The sequence below is a fragment of the Parahaliea mediterranea genome, from assembly GCF_003402235.1.
GTDB lineage: Bacteria > Pseudomonadota > Gammaproteobacteria > Pseudomonadales > Halieaceae > Parahaliea > Parahaliea mediterranea.
Genome location: NZ_QEWO01000005.1, coordinates 161,720 through 184,200, shown reverse-complemented (window position 1 = coordinate 184,200; position 22,481 = coordinate 161,720). Strand labels below are relative to the sequence as shown.

Below are 22,481 nucleotides of genomic sequence, written 5' to 3'. Positions count from 1 at the left end.
GTTAACCCATCGTCACTTGAATAGTACCCGGAACGTTACTGCAACGCCGCCAGCGCTTTCATGCATATCGCACCACGCACTGACCCAATCGCGCCCTGCTCACAGGCCAACGGCACCACAGGCTGCTGCCTGCGTTGCCTGGTCAGTCAGCGGAAGCGGTAGGTGACGTCTATGCCGTAGGTTGTGGGCCGGTTGTAGGTGCCACCGGCGTAACCCAGCGAGCCGAAATCGATACCCCACTGGCGGTATTCCTCATCGGTGAGGTTTTTTCCCCACAGGGAGAAGCGCAGCACCCCATCGCGGTTGACTGGCACGTCGCTCAGGCTGAGCCTGGCATTGACCAGGGTATGCGCATCGGTTGAGTCGTACTGGTTATTGAAGACATGGTAGACAAACTCATCCGTATAGCTGACATCAACGCGCGCACTGAGAACGCCAAAGCTGAACGGGCGAAAGTCGTACTGCAGGCCAAGATTGGCATTGTGCTCTGGCGCACGGGTGACGGTGGTGCGATCGGAGATGTCGACAAATTCATTGGTAGCAGGGTCAAGCGCCAGGTACTCGTTGAACTGCGCATCCAGATAGCCATAGTTGAAATCAAGCAGCCATCCTTCAGCCAGGATGGCGGTGAGGTCGACTTCCAGCCCCTGGTAGGTGGCATCGCCGGCATTCACAATGTTGCTGGACGCCCCGCCGGAGCCGGCCTCGAACTGGGCGATCTGGATGTCGGTGTAGTCGTTGTAGAACAGGGCGAGGTTGGCCCGCACCCGGCTATCCATCCACTCTGACTTCATACCCACTTCAAACGACTGCAGCTCCTCTTCTGCAAACGGCGTGCGGAAGGATGCCTCGGAGGAGGCCCGGGCATTGAAACCGCCACCGTTGTAACCCGTGGAAAAGGTGCCGTAAAAGCTGATGTCATCACTCATTGCCCAGTTCATCCGCAGCAGGTAGCTGAGGTTGTCCCACTGATCGTCACCAACAAAGGCGTCACTCAGGGCGGCATGGCCAAAATCCTCGTTGAACAGGAATGCCTCCTTGTCGTCCTCGGTATAGCGCAGGCCCGCACTCAGGTCGATGCGCTGGCTGATTGACCAGGTCACCTGCCCGTAGGCCGCCTTGGATTTTGTCTCCTGCCCGTAGGCGAAATCGGCGAAGCCATTCAGGTTGGGGTCAGCGGCGCCGGTAGGGTCAAGGAACGGCAGTTGCTGGCTGCCAAAACACACCAGGTTCTCATCACAATAGCCAAAGCTCTGGTACAGGCTTTGCAGTGGCGCCGGGAAGCTGCCAATCAGCAACTGAATCGGCAGGTTGAATCGCTGGGGGTTGTATTCAAAGGTTTGTTCTTCGTAGTAGAACAGACCACCGGTGTACTGCACGCGCCCCCCAAAGGCATCGCCGATAACCTGCAGCTCATGCGTTGTCAGTTCAACTGAGGTCTTTTCGTTGTAGGCGGTGAAGGCGTCCTTGGCGACCACATCACCAACTGCAAGCGCCGGGTTCAGGTCGGCCCAGAATAAGTCCCGGGCATAGTAGGTGCCACCGCCCAGCGGGGCGTCGCCCCGGCTCATCTCGGTTTCCCGGTCACCGAAAATGTACTTGATTGTGAACGGGTTGATATCCCATTGCGCGGTAAAGGTGTGCCCTTCTACGTCCAGCTGCTCATCGCCGTAGTTCTCGTAGTAGAAGCGTTCCCGGCGATGGTCCGGGTCGCCGATATCCGCTGCCATCTGCCGATACAGGTCACCGCCAAGAAGCGCGAAAGGAAAGGGCGTGGTAGTGATGCCGTTGTACAGTTCCGTATGCACATGGGTCACCTGCCAGGGCACCGGTACGTAGGTATTGTCTGTCCTGTCGTAGGCATAGTCCAAAACCAGACTATCAACGCTCTCCAACCGCAAGGCAGCGCGAAAGCCGGTGCTGTCTTCACCACCCAGTTCGCTCTGCTCGGCACTTTCTGCGGTGTTCTTCGCCCAGCCGTCGTATTCACTGCTCATGGCCGACAGTTTCACGGACAGCATGTCGGCGAGCTGCGGCAAATCCACCGAACCTGCCAGACGATGATAACCATCGTTGCCCACACCGGCTTCCAGAGCAGCGCCCAAGTTTCCACTTGGCTTGACGGTGGTTACGTTGACGGCGCCGCCGGTGCTGTTGCGACCAAACAGTGTTCCCTGGGGGCCGCGCAGCACTTCAATGCGCTCAAGGTCCACAATATCGAACACCGCGCCAACGGTTTTGCTGCTGTAAATCCCATCAATGTAGAAGCTCGTTTTGGGGTCAATAATCACCGAGCTTTCGCCGCTACCGACCCCGCGGATGTAGATCGACATATTGGCGTTGGAGGACGGCTGTTTCTGTATATTGGTATTGGGCGCCAACCCGCCAATGTCCGCGACGCTGTAGATGCCAAGCTCGGCAATCTTGTCTGAACTGAAGGCGGTCACCGCAATGGGCGTGTCCTGCAAAGTGCTCTCGCGTCGCTCGGCGGTAACGATCACCTCTTCCAGAACCAGACTATTGGCGGCCGCTACAGGCGCCGCCAGAGCGACTGAAACACAGGCGACTGCCCTCGCCAAGGGCAGTAATCGGCAGCAGGATGTCGGGTGTTGCATGGCCATCTCCCGGGTTGTAGTTATTGGAGGTTGTTGTCGTTATTGGCAGCTACTGCTTGTCGAGCGCTGGTTGCGTTGCCTGGCGCCATTTACGGTGCCAGAACTGGACCATGGGCTCGTTGCGACCCAATATTGTGGTGCCCTGCGCGCAGGCAGCGACGCCCTGTTGGCACTGTTCTGCCGCCAGCAAATCTTCATCGTTGAAAATATCGCCGCCAAATTCATAGGCACGCCGCGCCTCTTCAATGGGATGAAGGTCGTTACATACGCCGGAGTAATAAACGACGGAAGAGCCAGGGTCTCGACCGGGCTCAACGCGCAACATCTGAGCATCGTTGGGGTTAATAACAACCACCGTGCCGGGATAAATCGTGTGATTCATCGTCGCCGGGGGCCTGCTGGGCCACTGGCTACGATCGATATTCTCGAAGTCGGCAATCTCCCTGAGCGGGAATGCCCAGCGCGTGTGGTCTCCAAACTCATCGGTGACCGCATGCGCAGTCATCAACGGGGAAAGGCTGTCGCGGTGCAAGGTGGCAAAGTGGTAGCTTTCATGACTCAGGTTGACGACCATTTTCCAATTGGCCCGCACGTCATACCTGCGCGTTTCAACAGGGCGGACTTTATCGAGTGCATAACCTGCGAATGCCGGCGCGATATCATCCAGTGCGTGGTGAACGACTGACTGGCTCATTGTTGGGCGCAAGCCGACCACAATAAGGCCGGAGCAATCCGAGACGGGTAGTTCAATGAGATTCAAGTTGTCGTTGGCGGGCTCGAAAGCATCGTCTCGCGGACGACCTGCCAGGCGGCCATCCAGGGCGTAGCTCCAGCCGTGAAAGCGGCAGTTCAGGCGCCTTCTTTCGCCACAACCGTCTGCAACACGGGATCCGCGGTGAGCACAGGCGTTGATGAACGCATGCAAAACCCCGGCTTCGTCACGCGTAACGACAATGGGAATGCCCATGGACTCGGTTGTCATAAAGGAGCCGGGCTTGGCTACTTCGCCTGCAAAGCCAATGGTTTGCGGCGTCGAGAAGAACAGCGCTTCGCGCTCCCGCTGCCACAGCGCATCATCGAGAAAGACACTGTTGGGGACTGTCATTGTCTCCCCTGCCTCATCGGACGTGTTGGTATTCACTCTGTCGATGAGCCGCTGCGTCAGTGCTATGACATCCTCGTGTTCCACTTTCCATCCCCGTTGTTATCAATCGTCAACCAGGCAGCCGCCGCACGAAAACGCTGCAACCAACCCGCTTTCGGCCGGAAGTACACCACCGGCTGAACGCCTTTTAGACGTAAGGGGATGATTGGCGTGTTTCAGTTGCCGTAAAACGTCGACTTCACCTATGGTTTGAAGGAGGACTCAGAATAACAATCGACCAGGGCCCTCAATACTCCACTTTTGTGCGTCGGGGAGTTTTTGTATCTGCATGTTTTATAAAGAAATAAAATTTGCTCCATTGCCCTATTCACGTTTTTGGCAGGTATGTCGAGCGCATGGCTAACAAACACAAAGGCAGTACGCAGGAACCCCCGGCACCGAGACGCGAGCCGCAGCAATCGCGCTCTCGGGAACTGGTGCGCGCGATTCGTGAGGCAGGCCTTGCCCTGCTGAAAGAGGCGGGCCCGGCTGCGTTGACCACCAACCGCATTGCAGAGCGCGCCGGCGTTGGCATAGCTTCGCTGTATCGCTATTACCCTGATCGGGAAGCGGTGCTGGCGGATATTTTTGAAGCCAAGCTTGAAGATATTGACCGCCAGTATCAAAGCGAACTGGCAAGCAATGCGTACCTGGCGCGCAGCCTGAATGACAAGCTGCGGCAGATTATCGAGGTGCCGATTGCAATAAACCGCGAGCTGCTAAGCCTGCACAGGGAGTTTTTTACACGTCACCAATTTCATTATGAAATTACCTATCGGCCCGGCCCGGACGGCCAGGAGAGCTGGGAGGAATGGTCGGAAAAATGGTGGCTCGAAATCCTCTCACAACACCGCGATGAGTTACGCGTTAACAATGTTGAGCAGGCCGCATTCATCGTGCTGAGCGCTTTGCGCGGCGCCATTGATAACGCGACCAGTCGTTATCCCCAGTACATTTACGACGACGGCTTTATCGAGGAAATGCTGGATATGGTCGGGCGCTATCTACGCGGTGTTGGTGATAATGGTGGTGATTGCGGTGGTGATAGTGGCGGTGACCGTGATGTTGATAACAGCGATCGTGAAACCGGCCGCGGCACATCCGCCTTTAAGCCGCCGGATGGCGAAAAGCACGGCTGATGTTTGTATTGTATCGGCTGATACCCATTTTCCGCGGATAGCCTGCCTTAACACTTGCCGCCTGTGTCTACCCGCTTAGTCTGCCCCTATGTCTACCAGCTATACCAGCCCTTTATACCAGCGTCCTATACCCGCCACTACGCCAGCACCGACTTCGACGCGATAGCGATTGGCGCTCTATCTATACGGAAGAATGCCGGGTCCACCGCTGTGTCAAAGGTGGTGCAGGCTTCGCCGCTGATCTGCCGCGCCAGCATGGCGCCGATGGCGGGGGCGAGTTTGAAGCCGTGGCCACTAAAGCCGTTAGCAAGGTAAAAGCCTTTTAGCGCGCTCTCCCCAACCAGCGGGTGCACGTCTTCTTCGTTGACGGTGTAGAGGCCGCAGTAACCACGCAGGGCGCCGCGATAGGGCAGCTGCGGGAGGCGGTGATGCAGGGCGTGGAGCTTGGCGTGGGTAAAGTCATCGTCGGCGCTGCGGTTGAAGTGATCCGGATCGTCGATGCGCTCGCGCTCGTCGGCCTCCAGCACGGAGCCCACCACCAGCTGCTGGCCGCGGTTCTGGCAGCGGAAGTAGATGCCCGCCGCCATGTCCACGGCGACGGGGATGGGGCCGGCAAGGTCCCCCGGGCGCTCCAGGTACAGCACCTGGATGCGGGTGGGACGCAGATGCCAGGGCAGGGTCAGCCCGGCCGCGCGGCTCAGTTGGTTGCACCAGGGGCCGGCGGCGTTGATGACCACCGGCGCTGCCAGCTGCTCGCCACTGGCCAGCGTCACCCCACGCACGGCGCCGCCAGACTGGGCGATGCCCTGCACCTGCGCGCCAAAGCGCACCGCCACACCGGCGCCGCGGCAGGCCTGCAGCAGGTCGTCGGCGCAGGCCACCGGGTCTATGTAGCCGCCCTCGGTTTCCAGCAGGTAACGGCCGCCGCCACGGCAGGTGTGGGCCTCGCCGGTTTCGGTATCCGGGGCCAGGGTGCAGGGGCTGAAGGCGGGGTAGCGCCGCAGCAGTTCGTCGTCGCCAAATACGTCGGTGGCCACACCCACCGCCTGCATGCGCCGGTGTTCACGCTCGACCCAGTCGGTATCGGCCCCCGGCATCCACAGCACGCCATCTTCGGCGAAAGCGGCGCGGGGTGTTGCCAGGCCGGTAAAGTCTGCCCAGTGACGGTAGGCGGCGATGCCATCGCGCGCCAGCTGGATCATGTTGTCGAGGGAGTAGCGGGTGCGGCAGATGGCGGAGGAGGCGCCGGTGGAGCCCTCGCCGGTGCCGGCGCCCTTCTCCAGCACGGTAATTGACAGGTGGCTGCGGCGCGCCAGCTGCCAGGCGATGGACAGGCCGATGATGCCCGCCCCGATCACGATCACATCTGCACGCTTCATGGCTGTTGCCCTTCATTCGCTGTTGCTGTGCAGGTTAGCACGGCTTCAGCACTACAAAGCCAAGGCCGCGACGGGCAATCCACCTGCGATCGCGGTACAGTGCCGCCTATTGTGTTATCGAGGCCGACAAACCTGCGCCCATGTTTCTTGCCTATGTGATCAACAGCCTGGTGGTGGTTCTGGTGGTGGCCCTGCACTACGAATACCTGCACCAGACGTCCCGCTATTTATCAACCGTGCCGCTGCACCCGCGGTTTCGTATTGTGCTGGGCGTCGTCGGCGCGCTATTGGCCCACGCCACGGAAATCTGGATTTTTGCCATCGCCTACTATCTCGCCATAGAGCACCTCGACTGGGGCAGCCTGGAAGGGCTGGATGCGCTCAGCTTGCTGGATTGCGTGTACTATTCCTTCACTGTGTACACCACCCTGGGCTTTGGCGACATTGTGCCCCAGGGCAATATCCGTTATCTCACTGGCATTGAATCGCTCACCGGGCTGGTGCTGATCACCTGGACGGCCTCGTTCCTGTATCTGGAAATGCAGAAGTACTGGGACAGCGAAAACCACCCCAAAGGTGGCTGAGCAGCGCTGATGGCACCAGCTGCGCTTTATACAATGCCGCCCTACCCGCATCGCAAGGACACCCCATGACGCACATCACCCTTCGCCCCGCCACACCCGACGACGTGGGCCTGATTCGCCATTTTGTGCGCGAGTTGGCGGACTATGAGAAAGCGCTGGATCAGGCCCAGGCCAGCGAGCAGGACTTTCACCAGGCCCTGTTCTGCGAGCATCCGAAGGTCTGGTCGGTGATTTGCGAAATCGACGGCGAAGCCGCGGGCTTTGCGCTGTACTTTTTTAATTATTCCACATGGACTGGAAAGCACGGCCTGTTCCTGGAAGACCTGTACGTGTCGCCAGCTTACCGTGGCGCCGGTGCTGGCAAGGCCCTGCTCCGGCACCTGGCACAGATTGCGGTGCAGGCGGACTGCCGCCGCTTTGAATGGAATGTGCTGGACTGGAACCAGAGCGCCATCGACTTCTACGAGTCTTTTGGCGCCCGGCCCCAGAGCGAATGGATTGGCTACCGCCTGACGGGCAAGGCGCTGCGGGACTTTGCCGCCAGCGAAGACTAGCTGGACGCGCCAGGCGCGATTGCGCCTGGCAGCCGCTCACCCGGCTCGCCGCCTGAGCCAGTGGGCCGGCAGCAGCGAAGCCAGCAGGATCAGCGCAAGCACGGCATAGATGGGCCAGCCGCCCTCGCCTTCATCATGGCCGCCATCACTGGCTGTCGCCGGTGCCACCAGCACGTCTGTTGCCGTGGTGTGGCCCTCGTCACCCTGGGCGGTTACGCGGTAGCGCTGGCCGGCCAGGGCGGGCAGTTCGAAGCTGCCATCGGCGCGGGTTTGCAGGGCCAGTGCGGGAGCGTCCGGGTGGCTCAGGTTCTCTATCTGGATGTAATTGCCGGCGGCAGCGCTGTCGTCGCTGTAGCTCAGCACACCCCGGATCAGCCAGCCGCCTTCGGTGTGGGCCGCGGCGGCCTGCAAATGCATGCCGTGGGCCCAGGCAGGCCCCTGCCAGGGCACCAGCAGTAACAGCGCCGCCGTCAGCCAGCTGCGCAACCAGCGCGCAGTGCAGGCAGGCATCAACGCGCCTCGAAGCGGAACAGGTATTCGTAGCTCAGCTCGGTGTACTGTGGCTCTTGCACGGCAAAACGCTTGCCGGCCCACAAGCGGTTGACGCCGGGCTGCGGTACAAAGGTGGCAATACCGTCGGCGCCGGTTTCACCGGCGTCTCCCTCTTCCCCGCGGCCGAGTTTGACGCCAGCCAGGGGTTTGCCGTCCAGCAGCACGCGTACCTGCATCGGCTCGCCGGCGCGGGGCTGGCTGGCAAGCACGGGCAGCACTTCAAAGCGCTGGTCCAGTTCGCGGGTGACGATGGGCGACCACTGCAGCACGGTCTTGTGGTATTTCAGGGCATTGGTGGCGGCGGTGGCGCCCGGCACGGCACTCATGGGCTGGTTCACACTGCGGCCCATGGGGTCGCGGGTCCAGATGCCGTTGTCAAAGTGGATGGCCACCAGCGCGGCGGCGGGCGGCAGCACCAGTTGCGCATTGCCGCCATCGCGCCCATCGGTGCGCTGGTAGTCCAGTGTGTCGCCTGCGGCGTTGTACACATCGATGGAGACGATTTTCGCGCTGTCATAGGTTTCCAGCTTGCCCTCGTGGCCGCCGTACTTGATCTCGTAGCCGCCGGTGGTATCGGCCAGTGGCTCCAGCCACACGGTGTGGGCACAAGCCAGGGAGGCAAACAGCGCCGCCGCCAGTGCGACACCGCCCCTCGCGCAAATGCGTGCCCTGTTCTGTGTTTTGTTCTGGTCCGGGTGCTGTGCGTTGTGATGTGCCATGTCTGTCACTCCATTTACAAGCTGATTTGCACGCCAAGGCGCACCTGGCGCGGCGCGCCGGTGGCAAACAGGTTTTCTCCGCCGAACATAAAGCGGCTGGGCGCGTAGGTTTCGTCTGTCAGGTTGTCGACCCTGGCGTACACATTCCAGCCGGGCTGCCATTGCCAGTCTACTTCAAGGTCTGTGACGTCATAGCTGTCGGCATAGGCGCTGTTGTCGGCCGTCAGGGCGTAGCCCCCCACCGCCCGCCAGATCAGGTTCACCCGCCAGTCGGGCAGGAACAGCCAGCCGGCCTGCACGGTGGCAGAGTAGTCCGACACGCCACCCACTTCCTTGCCTTCCAGGCTGGGGTCGGCGTTCTTGAGTACCTCGGTGTCCGTCTTGCCGTACACCGCGCTCAGCGATACCTGCGGCAGGGGCTGCCAGGCCACGGACAGTTCCAGCCCGCGGCGCTCGGTTTCACCGTAGTTTTCGTAGATGCCGGTATCAAGGGTGCGCACTTCGCCGTCGGAATCCACCTGGAACAGGGCCAGGTCCACCTCGAAGGTATCCGCTGGCGCCCAGTTGATGCCCGCTTCCAGCTGGTTGAAGGTCACCGGGTCCAGGTTGCTGGCCTGGGGCTGGTATTTAAGCCAGTCGGGGGGCAGGGCAAAACCCTCTGAGTAGCTGGCGCGCAGCTCAAGGTGGCTTGCCACGCGAGAGCGCAGGCCCAGTTTGGGGCTCAGGTTGTCCAGGTTGTTCAGCTCGCTGCAGGGGTTGCTGCCAGTCTCTGGCCCCTGGGGTTTGCAATCACCGTCAAAGCGGTCGTATCGCAGGCCCAGGGACGGCTGCAGCAGGGGGTGCCAGTCGGCACGCAGCTCGGCAAAGGCGGATACGCTGTCCAACTCGGTGCGCCGGTCATTGACCGGCGGGCCCTGTGGGCGCCGGTGGTCCAGGCCGTCGTGGTAGAGGTAGTCGGTGGCCTCGCGGTAGGTTTCCACGCCGGCAATCCACAACAGGGGAACGCCGGCGGGGCTGTGCTGGCCGCTCAGGCTGAGCCCGGCACCGCTCACCTCGCGGTCGTAGGACTCTTCCCGCTGCCGCCATTGGCCGCCGCCCACCGGGCGGGTGAACCAGCGGGTGAAGTCCTGCTCGGTGCCGTAGAGGAAGCCAAGCAGCTGCAGCGACGGGCTGAGTTGGTGGCTGATGTCGCCGCGCAGGGTGGCGAAGGATTTTTCCGCGCCGTCGTTGTGCACATTGGCATTGATGCCATAGGGGTCGCGCCGGTAGTCCGCCTCGGTCAGGTAGGAGGCACTGTCGCTGTCGGCGTCGTGCCAGCGGCCAGACAGGGCCACCCGGGTGCGCTCGCCAAGGCCAACGCCCCAGCGCCCGGACAGGGTATCGCGGCGCCCATCCGACTGCGGCCGGTAGCCGTCGCTCTGGTAGTGCTGCAGGGCCAGGTTGAGTTCCTGGTTTTCGCCGGGCTCCAGCCCCAGCGCCCCCTGCACATCCACCAGGCCGTCGGAGCCGCCGCTTAAATCCAGGTTGGTGTACTGGCCGCCCTTGCGGGTGTCTATCTTCACCAGCCCGCCGCGGTTGTAGTTGCCATAGAGGGACGACACGGGCCCCTTGAACACCGTCATGTCGCTCACTTCCAGCGGCACAATCACGTTCAGGTCCACGTAGCCGTCGGCGTGGGACATGGCCTCGTTGAGGGGAATACCGTCAATCACCACCCCCAGGTCGCCGCCGTGGCCGCCATCGCCAAAGCCGCGGATGGTGAAGCTGTTGGCCACACCGCCTAGGCCATAGTCGCGGATGCTCATGCCCGGCACCTGGTCAAAAATCTGCTCGGGCTGGGAGATTTTCTGCTCCCGCAGGGTATCGGCGTCGAAGGTGGAGGCGGAAAAGGCCGTGGTGGCCTGGTCGAGAATCTGCCCCTTCACCACAATTTCCGACATGGGCAGGCCCGATCGGCCGGCAGCGGGCTCTTGCGCCGCCAGCAGTGACGGCGTTGCCGCAAGCGATACCGCGACGGCGATGATGCGTAATTTGGGTTGATTCATACCTTGCCTCCTGCAGGCGCCCGCGCGAAAAACACGGGCATCAATGTTTGTGTGCCGGGCCGCCGTCATGACTGTGCCAGCCCTCTGCGGCGCCGCTCTGCACGCTGGCGGGGGGTTCTGCGTGGTGGTCCTGCTGCGCGTGCACCAGGCCGTGCAGCTGATACAGCAGCAACAGAAAGCCGGCGATGATCAGCAGGGCGTTCACGGCGCGGCTGAGGGGCACCCACACCACGGTCTTGCGCCAGGCGCTGATCACCACAATCATCAGGCACAGGGCCGCCACCTGGCCCAGCTCCACCCCCAGGTTGAACCACAGTATCTTGCCCACAATGCCGGCATCGCTGCGGTCCGCCAGGGTCTGGAACTGGGTTGCCAGGCCCAGGCCGTGAATCAGCCCGAACAGGAACACCATCACCAGCAGGTTGGGGGCACTCACCCCCAGGCAGCGGCGAAAGCCATCGAGGTTTTCAAAGCCCTTGTACATCACCGTCACGGCGATAAAGGCATCCACGTAATAGGGCGTTACCTGCACACCGGCAAAGGTGGCGCCCAGCAGCACCAGGGTGTGGCCGAGGGTAAAGGCGGTGATGAACTTGAGGATGTCGCCAAAGCGCTGGAGGAAGAACACCACCCCCAGCAGAAACAGCAGGTGGTCGTAGCCGGTGAGCATGTGCTCGGCACCGGTCCATAAATAGTCCAGCCAGTTGCCATCGCGCAGCCGCTCGCGGGCGGCGTCGGGCACCTCGTGGGCCGCAGCCGGCAGCGCCAGCAGGCACAGGGGCAGCCAGGCCAGGCGTGTAAAGCGGGTGTTTTTCATTGCTGTTTTCGGGCGTCTGCTGTCCCGATCCCTGGGATTTTCCGTACAATGCTGCCAGATCACCTAAACTTCGATAACAGATCGGTTTTCACAGACCAGGCCATGACACAACGGATAAACCCCCTTACCCAGCCGCTGAACTGGCTGGCGGGCCGCCCCAGGAACAGCCGCACCCCCGCCCTTGGCGAGCGTGAACTGGCGGTGATGCACGCCCTGTGGCAGGCCGAGAGCCACGCCAGCGCACCAGAGGCCGCCATGCTGTCTGCCCAGCAGGTACTGGAGCGCATGGCCGGCGAGCCCCTGGCCCTCAGCACCATCCAGAGCACACTGGAGCGCCTGTGCCGCAAGGCCCTGGTGGCCCGGCAGAAGCAGGCCCGTGCCTACCTCTACCGCCCGCTGCTGGCGCGCCAGGACCTGATCAGCTCCATGCTCCACGACATCAGCCAGGACATCGCCGGCGGCGATGTTGCCCCCATGGTGTCGGGCTTTATGGACTACCTCAGCGCCTCCCGCGATGACTGACCTGCTCACCGTACTGGCCGAGCACCTGGTGGCGGCGGTATTGCTGGTTGCCCTGGCGTCGCAGCTGGCGGCGCTGCTGTACCCCCTGTTCCAGCGCGCATCGCGGGCCGTGGGCGCCGACGGCCGCGCCCTGCTCACCTGGCTGTACGGGCTGATGCCAACGCTGATTGCGGCGGTGAGTGTGCTGCTGTTGCATCTGCCGGCGGTAAGCGGCGGGCTCATTCCCAGCCACTGCCACGGCAGCACCTGCGGCGCCCACACGCCGCAGTTTGGCCTGGCCTCGCCGGCTGGCATCAGTCTTGTGCTGGTTTGCATCGCGCTGGCCGCCATCGGCCTTTGCCTGGTGCAGCGCGCCCAGCGCCTGGCCCGGCGCCGGCTGTATGCCATGAACCTGCTGTCGCAGCCGGAGCCCGGCCGCTTCTGGCGGTTGATTGAGAGCGATGAACCCCGGGCCTGGTGCGCCGGCTATCTGCGCCCGCAGATTTTCGTGACCCGCGGCCTGATCAGTGCCCTGGCGCCGGCCCAGGTACAGGCCGTGCTGCTGCACGAGTGGGCCCACCTGCAGCGGCGGGACAACCTGCGCGCCCTGCTGCTGCAATGGGCAACCGTGCTCTGGCCCGGCGGTCGCAAGCGACGCCTGTGGCAGGACCTGCACAGCGCCACCGAACAGGCCTGCGACCTAGCCGCCGCCCGGCAGGCGGGCTCCGCCACCGAGCTCATTGCCGCCCTGCAGCGGCTGGCGGCCAGCCCCGACGCCGCGCCGGTATCGGCAATGGCCGCTTCGCCAGCCGCAAGCGCAACCGGCGCGGGGCCGGACTGCGCCGCAGTTGCCAGCCGTGTTCGGCAGTTGCAAACCACTGCCCCGCCCGCGGCCTTCGCCGCAGAAAGCTGGCTGATGATCTCCGCCCTCGGCGCCGGGCAAATCATTGCCCTGCCGGTTGTCGCCCACATCGCCATCGAGTGGCTGACCCTGTGACCCTGCAACACAGCAGCACCCGGCGCATTCAACCCTCGCAGGGCGCAAAGCGCGGCACCGCCACGCCGTCCACCAGCACCGTCTCCACAAACATCGCCAGCGGGCGTACCCACAGCCCGCCCTCGCCGTAGCAGGGGCGATAAACCACCAGCAGTTCGCCGGTTTCCGAGTGGCGGGCAACGCCCTCCACCTGATAGTCGTTGCCTTTGTAGTGGCGGTAGCGGCCGGGTTTAACGTTCAAAGCAATTGCCCTCTCAATCTGGCGGTATGGTATGCGGTGTATGAAGCCGGTACGGCCTGGCGTCCCTGACGCAGGGTGTGTATGAAATTAATCGATTCCCGCGGCGGTAGGGTTGGCAAACTCCCCATTCGGCGAAATCGCTCCCCACGTTAAAGGCCACCCACTGCACACTGAACAATTTAACGGCCAACAGCCAATTGCATCAACGTAAACGCCCTAGTCCAAGAAGCAGCAGTGGCCTGGGTTTGCGCCCAACTGCCGCCAGGCTGCGATCAACGGCGCCGAAACGGCCGCGTTTGGCCCTATAATGCCCGCATGCTTTTTGATCAGATCACCAACAATCGACGCTATCTCTTCTGGACGCTGCAGGCGGTGGGCTGGAGCGGGTGGGCGTTCACGTTTTACCTGGGCGTGCTGTTCTGGGGCAAGCTGCCCAGCGAGAATTACCACTGGTACCTGCCGCTGATCAGCTTCATCGGCATGTGCTTTACGCTGGGCCTGCGGGCGCTGTACCGCTCCATGTGGGAGATGCACATTGTGCGCCGGGTGGTCGCCATTGTGGTGGGCTCCTACACTGCGGGGCTACTGTGGATGGCCTGCCGCGCGGCCATTTTCTACGAGGTGTTCCCCAATGAGCGGCGCGCCTACGAAGAGCATGGCATGGCCTGGTATTCGTATTTTGACGGCGGCATTTCCGCCTTCTGGGTGATGCTGGTGTGGAGCGCCCTGTACTTTGGCATCAAGTACTACCTGCAGTCGCAGGAGGAAAAGGAGCGCTGGCTGAAGGCGGTGAACATGGCCCACCAGGCGCAGCTGAAGATGCTGCGCTACCAGCTGAACCCCCACTTTCTGTTCAATACGCTGAACGCCATTTCCACCCTGATTCTGGACAAGAACACGGAGCTGGCCAATTCCATGGTGACCCGCCTGTCGCGCTTTTTGCGCTACTCGCTGGACAACGACCCGATGCAGAAGGTCACCGTGGCGCAGGAGATGGACGCCCTGCGGCTCTACCTGGATATTGAGAAAGTGCGCTTTGAAGAGCGCCTGGAACTACACTTTGACGTGGAACCGAGCGCCGAGACGGGCCTGATGCCCAGCCTGCTGCTGCAGCCGCTGGTGGAGAACTCCATCAAGTACGCCATTGCCCAGGCCATTAACGGCGGCGCCATTGCCATCAGTGCCCGGGTGTTTGGCAACGACCTGCTGCTGTCGGTGGCCGACGACGGCCCGGGGCTGGATTTGCGCAACGGCCGCCTGCCCAAGGGGGGCGGTGTGGGCCTGGCCAATTGCCGCGAGCGGCTGAAGGAAATCTACGGCGAGCACCAGAGCTTTCGCCTGAGTACCACCGAGCCCCACGGGCTGACCATCAACATTCGCATACCCCTGGAACGGGAGACCAAGGCACCATGAACGCCCTCAGCACCATTATCGTCGACGATGAGAATCTCGCCCGCCGCGGCCTGTCGCTGCGCCTGGCGGAGTTTCCCGAGGTAGAGATTGTGGCCGAGTGCGCCAACGGGCAGCAGGCGCTGTCGGCCATTGCCGAACACAATCCGGACCTGGTGTTTCTGGATATCCAGATGCCGGGCATGGATGGTTTTGCGGTAGTGGAAGAGCTGCAGTCGGACAACATGCCCATGGTGATTTTTGTCACCGCCTTCGACCAATACGCGGTGGACGCCTTTCGCATTCACGCGGTGGACTACGTGTTAAAGCCCATCGACGAGGAGCGGCTGAAGGAAGCGGTGAGCCGCGCCCTCACCCACCGCGCCCAGCAGGATTCGGTACGCGAGAAGGAAAAGTTGCTGAAACTGGTGATGGGCATCAACGGCGCCAGCGCCGGCTCCATTGAAGAGGCCGGCAACGGCAGGCAGTGGCCAGAGAAGCTATCCATCAAGGACGGCTGCGATATCGAGTTTATCCGCGTGGCGGACATCCAGTGGGTGGATGCCGCCGGCGACTACATGTGCATCCACGCCGCCGGCAAGACGCACATCATGCGCATTACCATGAAGCAGCTGGAAGCCCAGCTCAACCCCGAGCAGTTCCTGCGCGTGCACCGCTCCACCATCGTCAATGCCAACGGCATTGTGCGCGCCCAAACCCTGAACAACGGCGAATACCTGCTGACGCTGGAGGCCGGCAACCAGCTCAAGGTGAGCCGCAGCTACCGCGACAAGGTCAAGCACCTGATCGACGGCTGAGGGCGCCAAGGCGGCCTGTGCCCCCGGCCCGCGCGGTTCATCGCGGCTCACAACCACTCTGGCGCAGGTTTGCGTACACACGTCGCAGGCGCTGCTAGGGTGGCGCCCCATAGCCATAACGTGGGTCAAAACCGGTGAACCTCACAGCCAGCTCGCTGAAAAACCCCGCCGGTGTCGCGGTGGCGGTGGCCGTCATCCTGTTGTTCGGCCTGTGGAGCCTCACCCGGCTGCCGGTGCAGCTGTTCCCGGATATCGAAAACCCCCGCATCACCATCCAGACCGGCTGGCGCGCCGCCTCGCCGCGGGAGGTGGAATCAGAAATCATCGAACCCATTGAGTCGGTGCTGCAGGGCCTGCCCGGCATGACCGAAATGGGCGCCTTCGCCAATGCAGGCAATGCCTGGATCGAGCTGGAATTCGGCCTGGAAACGGACATGCAGCGCACGCTGGTGGATGTGATTTCGCGCATGAACCGGCTGGACCCGCTGCCCCGGGACGCCACCCAGCCGGTGATCATGCTGGGCGGCGGCAACGGCGACACCCCGGCCCTGACTTTTTTCTTCCTGCAGCTGCTGCCGGGCACCGAAGGCAGCATCTACGACTACATGCCCTTTGTGGAGGACGTGGTGCGCCCGGCCATTGAGGCGGTGCCGGGCGTGGCCCGGGTCAGCGCGTCCCAGAACGGCCAGAGCGACGAGCAGCAGCTGGAAATCCTGTTCGACCCCTACCGCGCGGCCCAGCTCGGCATACCGCTGACCGCCGTGGCCGCTCAGCTGGGCCGGGCCAACGATGTCAGCGGCGGCTTTGTGGAAGTGGGCCGGCGCCAGTACACCCTGCGCTTCACCGGCCGCTACGCGCCAGATGAGCTCAAGGCCTTTGTGCTGGACTGGCGCGACGGCCGCCCAATTCGCCTGGGAGACATTGCCGACATTCGCATTACCCGCGGCGACCGGGTGCTGACCAACACCCAAAATGGCAACCCGGCCATCTCCATTCGCATCGACAAGGAGAACAGCGCCAACGCCCTGCAGACCCTGAACGCGGTGAAGGCCAAAGTGGAGGAACTGAACGCCGGGCCGGTGGCCGAGCGCGGCCTGACCATGGCCCAGAGCTTTGACGCCTCGGTGTTCATCTACCGCGCCATTGGCCTGGTGGGCAGCAATATCGGCCTTGGCATTGTGCTGGCGGTGGGCGTGCTGTGGTGGTTCCTGCGCCGCTTCCGGGCCACCCTGGTGGTGGCCATTGCCATTCCGGTGTCGCTGCTGGCCACCTTCATCATGCTCAAGCTCACCGGGCGCACCCTGAATGTGATCTCCCTCGCCGGCCTCGCCTTTGCCGTGGGCATGGTGCTGGATGCCGCCATTGTGGTGCTGGAGAACATCGTGCGCCTGCGCGAAAAAGGCGTGGATACCGAACAGGCATCCCTACAGGGCGCGGGCCAGGTGTGGGGCGCCCTGCTCGCCTCCACCGCCACTACGGTGGCCATCTTCCTGCCGGTGATGTTCATGCGCGAGGTGGAGGGCCAGCTGTTCGGCGACCTGGCCATTACCATCGCCATCGCGGTGGTGGTGTCGCTGCTGGTGGCGGTGAGCATCCTGCCACTGGCGGCCCGGCTGTGGCTGCCCGGCGGCGCGCTCAAGGACCACCACCGCGGTCTGTGGCTGCGCATCAGCAACCGCGTGATGCGCCTCACCAGCACCCCGCGCAAGCGCCGGAGCCTGGCGGCGCTGCTGATCAGCGTGCCGCTGGCGGCCAGCTACGTCCTGCTGCCGGAAATGGACTACCTGCCGCCGGTGAAGCGCGACGCGGTGGATGCCTACTTCCAGGTGCCGGCGGGCATGTCCGAGCAGACCATTGCCGACGAAGTGATTGCGGTGCTGGATGCGCGCATGGCGCCCTTCATGCGCGGCGAGCGGGAGCCGGCCCTGAAGAACTACTACATCCTCACCTGGAACGGCGGCGGCACCATGGGCGCGCGGGTCAAAGACCAGTCGCAGGTGAAGGCGCTGGAGAAGATCATCAACGAGGAGATCTTCGCCGACCTGCCGGACCTTGAGCACTTCGCCAGCCAGGGCAACCTGTTCGGCGGCTTTGGCGGCGACCGGGAGGTGGCACTGCACCTGCAGTCCCGTGACCGCGACGCCCTGGCGACAGCGGCCGCCCTCGGCGAGCAGCGCCTGCGCGAGGTGCTGCCAGAGGCCATCGTGCGGGTCAATCCCAACCTGCAACAGGCCGAGCCGGAACTGCAGCTGGCGCCCAACGACCGCAAGATTGCCGAGGCCGGCTGGTCCCGGGCCGACATGGGCACCCTGGTGCGGGCGGTGGGCGACGGGCTCTATGTGGGCGAACACTTCAACGGCGAAAAGCGCATGGAGGTGATCCTGCGCGCCCAGCCCTGGGATTCGCCGGAGCAGCTGGCCTCGCTGCCACTGGCCACCCCCGCCGGCAGCGTAGTGCCGCTGGCCGAGTTGGTGGACATCCAGCGCACTGTGGGCCCCAGCCAGCTGCGCCGCATCGACAGCCGCCGCACCATCAGCCTGAACGTGCGCCCGCCGGAAGATATGTCGCTGGAGCACGTGCTGGACACCCTGCAGCGCGAGGTGGAGCCCCAGCTGAAAGCCGCCCTGCCAGCGGATGGCAACATTCTTTACGGCGGCAGCGCCAATGCCCTCACGCGGGCCATCAAGAGCATGGGCAGCAACTTCGCCCTGGCCCTGGTGGTGCTATTCCTGCTGATGGCCGCCCTGTTCCGCTCCCTGAAAGACAGCCTGCTGGTAGTGCTGGCCATGCCCCTGGCGATGGCCGGCGGCATTGCCGCCATGCGCATCCTCAACCTGTTCACCTTCCAGCCGCTGGACCTGCTGACCATGATCGGCTTTGTCATTCTGCTGGGGCTGGTGGTGAACAATGCCATTTTGCTGGTGCACCAGACCCGCAGCGCCGAGCGCGAGGGCGTGAGCCGCCACCACGCGGTGGAGCAGGCCCTGCAAACCCGCCTGCGGCCGATCTTCATGAGCACCCTCACCAGCATCTTCGGCATGCTGCCCCTGCTGCTGATGCCCGGCGCCGGCAGCGTGATCTACCGCGGTCTGGCGGCGGTGATCGTTGGCGGCATGTGCGTCAGCACCCTGTTTACCCTGCTCCTGCTGCCCTGCTTCCTGCGCATGGGCGAAACCGGGGCCCGGGTGGTGGCCGAAGGCGAAGGCCCCGCCCGCCAGCCCCTGCAATCCGTCGCGTGAACCGGGAGAACCGGCCATGAAAGCCCTGCTGTCTGTTAAGCCCTTCGCCTTGATCGCCCTGCTCACACTGGCCGCCGGCGCCCGCGCCCAGCCCCAAGAGGCGGTGGTGGAGCTGGCCAATGTCACCGAGGGCGAGACCGCCACCGTGGTCACGCTGCCGGGCACGGTGATCTCCACCCGCGATGCGGCGCTGTCCACCGAGGTGGCCGGGCGCCTGCTGTGGATTGCCGAGGTGGGGGATTTTGTGGAACAGGGTAAGCCGGTGGCGCGGTTGGACGACCACCTGCTGCAGCTGGCCCTGCGCAACCACCGGGCGGAAATTGCCCGACTGGATGCGGACATTGCCTACCACCAGCGTCAGATCCAGCGCCTGCAGAGCCTGGCGGCGCAGAACAACATGGCGCGCGCGGAGCTGGACCAGGTGGAATCGCAGCTGGCCATGCTGGTGCAGCAGCGCAACATCGCCGAGGTGGCCCTGGCGCGCAGCCGCTACGACCTGCAGCGCAGCCAGGTGCCGGCGCCCTTCTCCGGCGTGGTGGCGGCGCGCAACGCGGCGGAGGGGGAGTACCTCGCCGCGGGCAGCCCCCTGCTGCGGCTGGTGGATACCGAGCGGCTGGAAATCAGCGTCAGCGCGCCACTGAAGGTCGCCCGCCACAACCAGCCCGGGGAAACCGTCCAGGTGGAATCCGCCGGCGAACGTGCCGAGGCCCGCATTCGCGGCCTGGTGCCGGTGGGGGATGCGCGCTCACGGATGATGGAGCTGCGCCTGAGCCTGGCCGACAGCCCCTGGCTGATCGGCGAGGCGGTGACGGTGGAGCTGCCGGAATCCGCGCGCTTCACCGCCCTGCGGGTGCCGCGGGATGCGCTGGTGCTGCGCGACAGGGAGGTGTTTGTTTACACCGTGGATGCCGACAGCACGGCGCGCAAGGTGCCGGTGCAGCCCGGGGCCGGGCGCGGCGCCTCCATCGCCGTGAACGGCAACCTCAAGGCCGGGGACCCGGTGGTGGTGCGCGGCGCCGAGCGCCTGCAGGAGGGTCAGAGCGTGCGGGTGGTGCAACACCACCTGGCGGTCACGCCCTGAGCGGGGGGCGACGCGGGCCTATTCGGCTTCGCCGCCGAACAGGGCCATTACCCGCTCCTGCAGGGCACTGATCGCCTCGGACATCAGCACAAAGTCGGCGTCCAGCTTGGCGGCGCGGTCGGCCTCGGGCAGGTCTTCGTTTTCTTTCAGCAACTCCTCGGAGAACTTGAGCCGGCGCAGGCACAGGTCCTCGGCGATCACCAGCGACAGGCGCTCTTCCCAGCTCAACGACAGGCGCGCCACCAGCTTGCCAGCGTTGAGGTGGGTTTCCACTTCCTCACCCAGCAGGTCGACGCCGCGGCAGCGCACCACCCCGCCCTCATCACCCAGCTCGCGCAGCTCGCACTCCTCGCCCAGGGCAAAGTCCGCCGGCAGGCTCTGGTGGGCCAGCCAGCCGGTCATGGTGGCGGTGGGCGCATTGTTCACCTGGGGCAGCACCACCGGAAAGCTGCCGATGCACTCGCGCAGCAGGTTCAGCAGCTCCTCGGCGCGGGTGGCGGTGGCGGCATCCACAAACACCCAGTTGCTCTTGGTGTCGATGTAGGCATACACCCCGGCGCTGCGGCTGAAGGCCCGGGGCAGGCAGTCCTGCACAATCTCGTCCTTCAGGGTCAGGCGTTCCTTGCGGTACACCTTGCGGCCCTGTTCGTTCTCGATGTGCTCCACCTTCTCTTCCAGCATTTCCTTTACCACGCTGGAGGGCAGGATTTTTTCCTCGCGCTTCAGGCGCAGCAGAAAGCGGCCGTTGGCGGCGTGCACCAGGGTCTGGGTGTCCTCACCCAGGGGCGGCGCCCAGCCCAGCGACAGGGGCTGGGCCGGTGAGCAGGGGGCAAAGGCGCGCTGGGCCAGCTGTTCTTCCAGTTTTTCGGCAGAAATATCAAAGGGGCTGGTCAGGCGGTAGGCGCGCAGGTTCTTGAACCACATGGCAGAGTCACTCGTGCAAAAAGGCGGGGATTGTAACGCAGGCCCCGCGCGCGCAACACGGGTTGCGCTGTTAAACCAGCCACCGGCAGGGCGAAGAAGGGGCCCGAGGGCGCGGCAAAAAGCCCCGCCGCGTACAACATGTTGGCCCCGGCTCAAGGCCCCCGCGTTGTCAGGGCGGCGGCGGCTGGTTTTAATTTGCCCTCACATTCTTCACACCCGTTGAAACGCAGGAATCCCCCATGGCCGAAGCCAGCAAGACCAACCCCAGCCAGCCCCGTCACGTCCGCGATGTCACCCAGTGGGATCTGGAAACCGATGTCGCCATCGTGGGCTTTGGCGGTGCCGGTGGCTGCGCCGCCATTGAAGCGGCGGACGCCGGCGCCCGCGTCGCCATTTTCGAACTGGCCAGCGCCAGCGGCGGCTCCACCGCCATGTCCAGCGCCGAGATCTACATGGGCGGCAGCGGCGGTACCCGGGTGCAGAAGGCCAGTGGCTTTACCGACAGCACCGAGGACATGTACCAGTTCATGATGGCCTGCGCCGGCCCCCAGGCGGACGCCGAAAAAATCCGCAACTACTGCGAACGCAGCGCCGAGCACTTCGACTGGCTGGTGTCCATCGGCGTGCCCTTCAAAGACAGCTTCCTGGATGAGCGCGCCATCATGTGCCTCACCGACGACGGCCTGCTCTACACCGGCAACGAAAAAGCCTACCCCTTCAACACCCTGGCCAAACCCTGCCCCCGCGGCCACAATCTGTACGTGGAAGGCGACAACGGCGGCCCGCTGTTCATGAAAATCGTCACCGAGAACGTGGAAAAACGCAGCAACATTGAAGTGCACTACGAAACCCGCGCCCTGACCCTGATTGTCGACGACAGCGATACGGTGGTGGGCCTGGTGGTGCGCGAGAACCAGCAGGAGCTGAACGTGCGCGCCAGCGGCGGGGTGATTCTGTGCGCCGGTGGCTTTGTGATGAACCGCGAGATGGTGGCCAAGCACGCCCCCAAACTGACCCTGGGCACCGAGCCCATCGGCAACCCGGGCGACACCGGCAGCGGCATCCAGATGGGCCTGTCGGTGGGCGGCGCCGCCATCAACATGCACGAGGGCTTTATCAGCCTGCCCTTCTACCCCCCGGCCAGCCTGACCTACGGCATTGCCATCAACGACAAGGGCCAGCGCTTCATCAACGAAGACGTGTACCACGGCCGCCTGGGGGATTTTGTGCTGCGCCAGCCCTCGGACCGCATCTACCTGATTCTCACCGTGGAGCAGTACGCCGACTACGAAACCGCCAGCTACCTGGGCGCCCCGGTGGCCGGCACCGGCGAGACGGTGGAAGAGCTGGAGGAGGAACTGGGCCTGCGCAAGGGCGCGCTGGTACACACCCTGGCCCTGTACAACGAGGACTGCCAGGCCGGCGAAGACACCCAGTTCCACAAATCCCCCAACTGGCTGCAGGTGCTGGAAGCCCCGCTAGTGGCGCTGGACCTCACCCCCGGGCGCGGCGCCTTTGTGCCCCACTTCACCCTGGGCGGCCTGGACACCCTGCCCACCGGCGAAGTGGTGAACGAGCAGCGCGAAATCATCCCGGGCCTGTTTGCCGCCGGCCGCACCGCCTGTGGCGTGGTGCGCCGGGCCGAGGGCTACGCCAGCGGCATGTCGGTGGGCGATGCCACCTTCTCCGGCCGCCTGGCCGGGCAACAGGCGGCCAAACGGCGCGCCGCCCCGTAATGAGCCC

At 63.8% G+C, this 22,481-nt stretch carries 19 protein-coding genes; 10 read left to right on the top strand and 9 right to left on the bottom strand.

The genetic code is table 11. The annotated features are described in order from the left end of the window. Positions 1 to 146: 146 nt before the first annotated feature. Together DDZ17_RS15720 and DDZ17_RS15715 are read right to left on the bottom strand one after the other, a co-directional pair. On the bottom strand, positions 147 to 2,615 hold the full coding sequence (locus DDZ17_RS15720) for a TonB-dependent receptor (protein WP_170150226.1): 2,469 nt from the start codon (positions 2,613 to 2,615) through the stop codon (positions 147 to 149). Positions 2,616 to 2,664: 49 nt separating this feature from the next. Then, positions 2,665 to 3,804, bottom strand: coding sequence for an aromatic ring-hydroxylating oxygenase subunit alpha (locus DDZ17_RS15715; protein ID WP_116367918.1), 1,140 nt, complete (start codon positions 3,802 to 3,804; stop codon positions 2,665 to 2,667). Between the two features lie 311 nt (positions 3,805 to 4,115). Here DDZ17_RS15715 and DDZ17_RS15710 point away from each other — a divergent pair, with 311 nt between their 5' ends. After that, positions 4,116 to 4,898 carry a TetR/AcrR family transcriptional regulator gene (locus tag DDZ17_RS15710; RefSeq protein ID WP_116367917.1) on the top strand — a complete coding sequence of 261 codons (783 nt, stop codon included), beginning with the start codon at positions 4,116 to 4,118 and terminating at the stop codon, positions 4,896 to 4,898. Positions 4,899 to 5,035: 137 nt separating this feature from the next. On the opposite strand, the gene DDZ17_RS15705 is transcribed toward DDZ17_RS15710, so the two are convergent. Continuing rightward, entirely contained in the window at positions 5,036 to 6,277 is a 1,242-nt protein-coding gene (locus DDZ17_RS15705; protein WP_116367916.1) for an NAD(P)/FAD-dependent oxidoreductase, read from the bottom strand. A 140-nt stretch (positions 6,278 to 6,417) separates the two neighbouring features. On the opposite strand from DDZ17_RS15705, the gene DDZ17_RS15700 reads away from it, so the two are divergent. Together DDZ17_RS15700 and DDZ17_RS15695 are read left to right on the top strand one after the other, a co-directional pair. Further along, positions 6,418 to 6,861, top strand: a complete 444-nt coding sequence (locus DDZ17_RS15700) for a potassium channel family protein (protein ID WP_116367915.1) — start codon at positions 6,418 to 6,420, stop codon at positions 6,859 to 6,861. A gap of 65 nt (positions 6,862 to 6,926) precedes the next feature. Next, positions 6,927 to 7,415: a GNAT family N-acetyltransferase gene (locus DDZ17_RS15695; protein ID WP_116367914.1), complete on the top strand. Its 489-nt coding sequence runs from the start codon at positions 6,927 to 6,929 to the stop codon at positions 7,413 to 7,415. 36 nt (positions 7,416 to 7,451) lie between these two features. On the opposite strand, the gene DDZ17_RS15690 is transcribed toward DDZ17_RS15695, so the two are convergent. The 4 genes from DDZ17_RS15690 to DDZ17_RS15675 are packed head-to-tail and all read right to left on the bottom strand — an operon-like array spanning position 7,452 to position 11,548. Continuing rightward, complete coding sequence (locus DDZ17_RS15690; RefSeq protein WP_116367913.1) at positions 7,452 to 7,925, bottom strand: carboxypeptidase-like regulatory domain-containing protein; 474 nt, start codon at positions 7,923 to 7,925, stop codon at positions 7,452 to 7,454. Continuing rightward, a complete protein-coding gene (locus tag DDZ17_RS15685) occupies positions 7,925 to 8,686 on the bottom strand; it encodes a DUF4198 domain-containing protein (RefSeq protein ID WP_116367912.1) in 762 nt (253 codons plus the stop codon). Before DDZ17_RS15685 ends, DDZ17_RS15690 begins: the two co-directional genes overlap by 1 nt. Positions 8,687 to 8,700: 14 nt before the next feature. Further along, entirely contained in the window at positions 8,701 to 10,731 is a 2,031-nt protein-coding gene (locus tag DDZ17_RS15680) for a TonB-dependent receptor (RefSeq protein ID WP_170150225.1), read from the bottom strand. A gap of 40 nt (positions 10,732 to 10,771) precedes the next feature. Further along, entirely contained in the window at positions 10,772 to 11,548 is a 777-nt protein-coding gene (locus DDZ17_RS15675) for a HupE/UreJ family protein (RefSeq protein WP_116367910.1), read from the bottom strand. Positions 11,549 to 11,650: 102 nt separating this feature from the next. Between DDZ17_RS15675 and DDZ17_RS15670 the strand changes: the two genes are divergently transcribed. Both DDZ17_RS15670 and DDZ17_RS15665 read left to right on the top strand, forming a co-directional pair. Then, positions 11,651 to 12,070: a BlaI/MecI/CopY family transcriptional regulator gene (locus DDZ17_RS15670; RefSeq protein WP_157976678.1), complete on the top strand. Its 420-nt coding sequence runs from the start codon at positions 11,651 to 11,653 to the stop codon at positions 12,068 to 12,070. After that, the gene (locus DDZ17_RS15665) at positions 12,063 to 13,046 is read left to right on the top strand and encodes a M56 family metallopeptidase (protein WP_157976677.1); all 984 of its coding nucleotides are present in this window, start codon (positions 12,063 to 12,065) and stop codon (positions 13,044 to 13,046) included. The genes DDZ17_RS15670 and DDZ17_RS15665 overlap by 8 nt, the downstream gene beginning before the upstream one ends. A 28-nt stretch (positions 13,047 to 13,074) precedes the next feature. Here DDZ17_RS15665 and DDZ17_RS15660 read toward each other — a convergent pair whose 3' ends face one another. Then, positions 13,075 to 13,287, bottom strand: coding sequence for a DUF1653 domain-containing protein (locus tag DDZ17_RS15660; RefSeq protein WP_116367907.1), 213 nt, complete (start codon positions 13,285 to 13,287; stop codon positions 13,075 to 13,077). A gap of 315 nt (positions 13,288 to 13,602) precedes the next feature. On the opposite strand from DDZ17_RS15660, the gene DDZ17_RS15655 reads away from it, so the two are divergent. The 4 genes from DDZ17_RS15655 to DDZ17_RS15640 all read left to right on the top strand — a co-directional run bounded on the left by DDZ17_RS15655 (position 13,603) and on the right by DDZ17_RS15640 (position 19,814). Beyond that, complete coding sequence (locus DDZ17_RS15655; RefSeq protein WP_116367906.1) at positions 13,603 to 14,700, top strand: sensor histidine kinase; 1,098 nt, start codon at positions 13,603 to 13,605, stop codon at positions 14,698 to 14,700. After that, positions 14,697 to 15,494, top strand: a complete 798-nt coding sequence (locus tag DDZ17_RS15650; RefSeq protein WP_116367905.1) for a LytR/AlgR family response regulator transcription factor — start codon at positions 14,697 to 14,699, stop codon at positions 15,492 to 15,494. The genes DDZ17_RS15655 and DDZ17_RS15650 overlap by 4 nt, the downstream gene beginning before the upstream one ends. Positions 15,495 to 15,628: 134 nt before the next feature. Next, a complete protein-coding gene (locus DDZ17_RS15645; protein WP_116367904.1) occupies positions 15,629 to 18,733 on the top strand; it encodes an efflux RND transporter permease subunit in 3,105 nt (1,034 codons plus the stop codon). Positions 18,734 to 18,749: 16 nt separating this feature from the next. Further along, a complete protein-coding gene (locus tag DDZ17_RS15640) occupies positions 18,750 to 19,814 on the top strand; it encodes an efflux RND transporter periplasmic adaptor subunit (RefSeq protein ID WP_116367903.1) in 1,065 nt (354 codons plus the stop codon). Between the two features lie 18 nt (positions 19,815 to 19,832). On the opposite strand, the gene rdgC is transcribed toward DDZ17_RS15640, so the two are convergent. Further along, complete coding sequence (gene rdgC / locus DDZ17_RS15635) at positions 19,833 to 20,738, bottom strand: recombination-associated protein RdgC (RefSeq protein WP_116367902.1); 906 nt, start codon at positions 20,736 to 20,738, stop codon at positions 19,833 to 19,835. A gap of 239 nt (positions 20,739 to 20,977) precedes the next feature. Here rdgC and DDZ17_RS15630 point away from each other — a divergent pair, with 239 nt between their 5' ends. Beyond that, complete coding sequence (locus DDZ17_RS15630) at positions 20,978 to 22,474, top strand: FAD-dependent oxidoreductase (RefSeq protein WP_116367901.1); 1,497 nt, start codon at positions 20,978 to 20,980, stop codon at positions 22,472 to 22,474. The last annotated feature ends 7 nt before the right edge of the window (positions 22,475 to 22,481 follow it).

Excerpts from the sequence above, each read along its gene's own strand:
- DDZ17_RS15720 (WP_170150226.1), bottom strand. The coding sequence starts at position 2,615 with ATGCAACACCCGACATCCTGCTGCCGATTACTGCCCTTGGCGAGGGCA.
- DDZ17_RS15710 (WP_116367917.1), top strand. The coding sequence starts at position 4,116 with ATGGCTAACAAACACAAAGGCAGTACGCAGGAACCCCCGGCACCGAGA.
- DDZ17_RS15705 (WP_116367916.1), bottom strand. The coding sequence starts at position 6,277 with ATGAAGCGTGCAGATGTGATCGTGATCGGGGCGGGCATCATCGGCCTG.
- DDZ17_RS15700 (WP_116367915.1), top strand. The coding sequence starts at position 6,418 with ATGTTTCTTGCCTATGTGATCAACAGCCTGGTGGTGGTTCTGGTGGTG.
- DDZ17_RS15695 (WP_116367914.1), top strand. The coding sequence starts at position 6,927 with ATGACGCACATCACCCTTCGCCCCGCCACACCCGACGACGTGGGCCTG.
- DDZ17_RS15690 (WP_116367913.1), bottom strand. The coding sequence starts at position 7,925 with ATGCCTGCCTGCACTGCGCGCTGGTTGCGCAGCTGGCTGACGGCGGCG.
- DDZ17_RS15685 (WP_116367912.1), bottom strand. The coding sequence starts at position 8,686 with ATGGCACATCACAACGCACAGCACCCGGACCAGAACAAAACACAGAAC.
- DDZ17_RS15680 (WP_170150225.1), bottom strand. The coding sequence starts at position 10,731 with ATGAATCAACCCAAATTACGCATCATCGCCGTCGCGGTATCGCTTGCG.
- DDZ17_RS15675 (WP_116367910.1), bottom strand. The coding sequence starts at position 11,548 with ATGAAAAACACCCGCTTTACACGCCTGGCCTGGCTGCCCCTGTGCCTG.
- DDZ17_RS15670 (WP_157976678.1), top strand. The coding sequence starts at position 11,651 with ATGACACAACGGATAAACCCCCTTACCCAGCCGCTGAACTGGCTGGCG.
- DDZ17_RS15665 (WP_157976677.1), top strand. The coding sequence starts at position 12,063 with ATGACTGACCTGCTCACCGTACTGGCCGAGCACCTGGTGGCGGCGGTA.
- DDZ17_RS15655 (WP_116367906.1), top strand. The coding sequence starts at position 13,603 with ATGCTTTTTGATCAGATCACCAACAATCGACGCTATCTCTTCTGGACG.
- DDZ17_RS15650 (WP_116367905.1), top strand. The coding sequence starts at position 14,697 with ATGAACGCCCTCAGCACCATTATCGTCGACGATGAGAATCTCGCCCGC.
- DDZ17_RS15640 (WP_116367903.1), top strand. The coding sequence starts at position 18,750 with ATGAAAGCCCTGCTGTCTGTTAAGCCCTTCGCCTTGATCGCCCTGCTC.
- rdgC (WP_116367902.1), bottom strand. The coding sequence starts at position 20,738 with ATGTGGTTCAAGAACCTGCGCGCCTACCGCCTGACCAGCCCCTTTGAT.
- DDZ17_RS15630 (WP_116367901.1), top strand. The coding sequence starts at position 20,978 with ATGGCCGAAGCCAGCAAGACCAACCCCAGCCAGCCCCGTCACGTCCGC.